Annotated in this window: 3 protein-coding genes; all 3 read left to right on the top strand. The window is 66.9% G+C overall.

From position 1 onward, the window contains the following. On the top strand, positions 1-232 hold a 232-nt coding region (locus RUW20_RS02860; protein WP_313950688.1), incomplete at its 5' end, for a response regulator. A 66-nt stretch (positions 233-298) separates the two neighbouring features. Then, positions 299-2,131: an ATP-binding protein gene (locus RUW20_RS02855; RefSeq protein WP_313950687.1), complete on the top strand. Its 1,833-nt coding sequence runs from the start codon at positions 299-301 to the stop codon at positions 2,129-2,131. Beyond that, positions 2,128-2,772, top strand: coding sequence for a response regulator transcription factor (locus tag RUW20_RS02850; protein ID WP_313950686.1), 645 nt, complete (start codon positions 2,128-2,130; stop codon positions 2,770-2,772). The genes RUW20_RS02855 and RUW20_RS02850 overlap by 4 nt, the downstream gene beginning before the upstream one ends. Positions 2,773-3,024: the final 252 nt, after the last annotated feature.

Raw genomic sequence — 3,024 nt, 5'->3', positions numbered from 1 at the left:
CCTGGTGCTGGATGTGCAACTGCCCGGGATGTCGGGGCTCGATCTGCAGGAGCACTTGAATGCCCTGGCGCCGGGGACACCGGTGGTCTTCATCACTGCCTACGACGATCCGCTTTGGCGCCGGCGGGCGCTGGCAGCGGGTTGCGCCGCGTTTTTCGACAAGGGCGATGCCGGCCGCGAGGTGCTCGGCGCGATCCACGCGGCGGTCAACGGGTGTCCACGCAGCACCTGACGCCGCAGCTGCAGTGCAGTCCGTTCGCCGTCGCAGTTGCAGCGTAGGCTTCCCTGCCGGACCGCCATGAACTGGATCACCGTTGCCTGGCCGATGGTCGCCGCAGCTTGCCTGACGCTCGGTTTGATCGAACTGCGCATCGCGCTCACCCGGCCGGCAGACCGCGCGCGCCTGGTATTCGCAGCGAGTGCCTTTGCCGCCGCAGCAGCCTGCGGGCTCGAGCTGGCGATGATGCGCGCCAATGGCCCGATCGAGTTCCAGGCGCTGCTGAACTGGTTTGATGTCGCGGCTGGCGTCGTCATCGCCACGCTCGCCGGCTTCGTCTGGCTCTATTTCCGCTGTGGCAACAAGTGGCTGGCGATCGCCGGCCCGGCCCTCTATTTCACCGCCGTCCTTTTTGACTTTCTCCCCGGGTCAAGCCTCGGCTACCTGGAAATGCCCGGCTTGCGGACGGTCGAGACCTTCGGCGGCGCATCCTACCAAGTGGCCGTAGGCGTCCCGAACCCGCTGAACGCTCTGACCTATCTGGGGGTGCTGATGCTGTTCGTGTTCGTCGTGCACGCCTCGCTCCAGCTGGCGCAGCGCGGCCAGCGCCGGCGGGCCGCCGTCATCGGCGGCAGCGTCGTGGTCTGGGTTCTGGGCGCCGGCACCCATTCGGCGCTGATCGAGATCGGGGTCGTGCAAACACCTTATCTCGTCAGCTTGGCCTACCTGATCATCTTGCTGGCCATGGCCTACGAACTCACCGCCGACGTTTCCGCCGCAGCGCATTTGGGTCGGCAGTTGCAGGAAAGCGAGCGGCGCATGGATCTGGCCAGTGCCGCCGCAGGCCTCGGCGTGTGGGTCTGGAATCTCGGCACCAGCGAAATCTGGGCGACTGCCAAAGCGCACGCCCTGTTCGGCATCCCGCCAGCGGAGCGTCTCGATCAGGCGCGACTGATCAACGCGGTGCATCCCGACGACCGCGACACCCTGCGTCATGCCGTCGACAGCGCGCTGAGCAATGACCGTGACTTCGAAGTCGAGGTTCGGCTGCAGCCGGTCGACGGAGAGACGCGCTGGATCGCCAGCCGCGGGCGGGTCGAGCGCGATGGCGACGGTGCGCCGCGCCTGCTGCGCGGCGTAGCATTCGATATCTCGCCGCGCCGGCGCTCGGAGCTGCAACTGCAGGAACTTCAGACCCAACTCGCCCATACCAGCCGGGTCTCGATGCTCGGGCAGCTGGCGTCGGCGCTGACGCACGAGTTGTACCAACCGCTGGGCGCAATTCTGCGCAACGCCGAGGCGGCGGAGCTTTTCCTGCAACGCGACCCGCCAGAGCTCGGCGAGCTGCGGCCTATCCTCGCCGACATCCTTGCCGACAACCAGCGCGCGCGGGACGTGATCGAGCGACTGCGCACCCTGCTGAAGCGCCGCAGCATGGCGTGCCACCCACTGGCCATCGACGATCTGTGTGCGGCGACCGCTGCGCTGACGCGCGCCGACGCGGCGGCGCGCAGCATCCCTCTGGTGATCGACATCGCGCCCGATCTGCCCGAGGCGATGGGAGACCGCGTTCACCTGCAGCAGGTTCTGCTCAACCTGGTGCTCAACGCCATGGATGCCGTGGACCAGGCGCACCCCGCAGAGCGCCGCGTCATCCTGCGCGCTCAGCTTGGTGGTGGACACGAAATTGAAGTGGCGGTGGCCGACACCGGACCCGGCATCCCGCCGGAAAAACTGGGCGCCATTTTCGAACCCTTCTTCACCACCAAATTGGACGGCATGGGGATCGGGCTGGCGATCTCTCGTACCATCGTCGAAGCGCACGGCGGTCGCCTCTGGGCAGAGAACAATTTCCCCGCCGGAGCGACCTTCCACTTCACGCTGCCGACCGCCGGCGAGGCGGCTCCTTCGTGAGCCCCAGCTTGGCGGTGGTGGCCCTGGTCGACGACGACGCTTCCTTCCTGAGGTCAGCGTCGCGGCTGCTGCGGGCGGCCGGCTATACGGTGGCGACCTTCTCGTCGGCGGAGCTCTACCTCGCCCAACTGACCGATAGGCCGGGCTGCGTGATCGCCGACCTGCGCATGCCCGGCCTGAGCGGCATGGACCTGCAGCTGGCGCTCGCACGCGAGCCACACGCGCCGCCGGTGATCTTTCTCACCGGCCAGGGGGACATTGCGACCTCCGTGCGCGCCATGCGCCACGGCGCCGAGGACTTTCTTACCAAGGACGCAGCGCAGGCCGATCTGCTGCAGGCTGTTGAGCGCGCGCTGGCGCATGATGCCCGTCAGCGCGCGCAGCGTCTGCACCTGCAAAGCCTGCGCGCCCGCTTCGACGCCCTGTCGCCGCGCGAGCATGAGGTGCTACAGCAGGTGCTGCGCGGCGGTCTCAACAAACAGATTGCCAGCACCCTGGGCATCAGCGAGCGTACGGTGAAACTGCATCGCACGGCGATCACTACCAAGCTGCAGCTGCGATCGGTGGCCGAGCTGGCACGACTGGTCCAGGCAGCCGGCCTCTTCGACGAAGACCCGTCGACCTTCCCGAAAGGGCAGTAGCCGGACTGCGCCACGGTCGCTATGATCGCTCGCGTAGCGACTTGGCCGCTTGCGCCGCGATCGACCCGACGCGGAGTTCGCCCTTCCTCTAGCGCTGGCGATTCGCCACCGGCTGCAGATGGTCAAGGCAATGCCCGGTTTGATTCCTGGCTCCACGCCCCCAAAAATTTCTATAGAGAGCCTCTTGCAAAACTCCTTCGCTGGAATTGCTGCGCCGCCACATTCGCTCTCGGGGAGCGATTTTTGTCGCGA

The organism is Accumulibacter sp. (assembly GCF_032229525.1).
Lineage (GTDB): Bacteria > Pseudomonadota > Gammaproteobacteria > Burkholderiales > Rhodocyclaceae > Accumulibacter.
Note: the sequence above shows the minus strand (reverse complement) of the source record. Positions and strands in the feature narration are given on the sequence as shown.

Excerpts from the sequence above, each read along its gene's own strand:
- RUW20_RS02855 (WP_313950687.1), top strand. The coding sequence starts at position 299 with ATGAACTGGATCACCGTTGCCTGGCCGATGGTCGCCGCAGCTTGCCTG.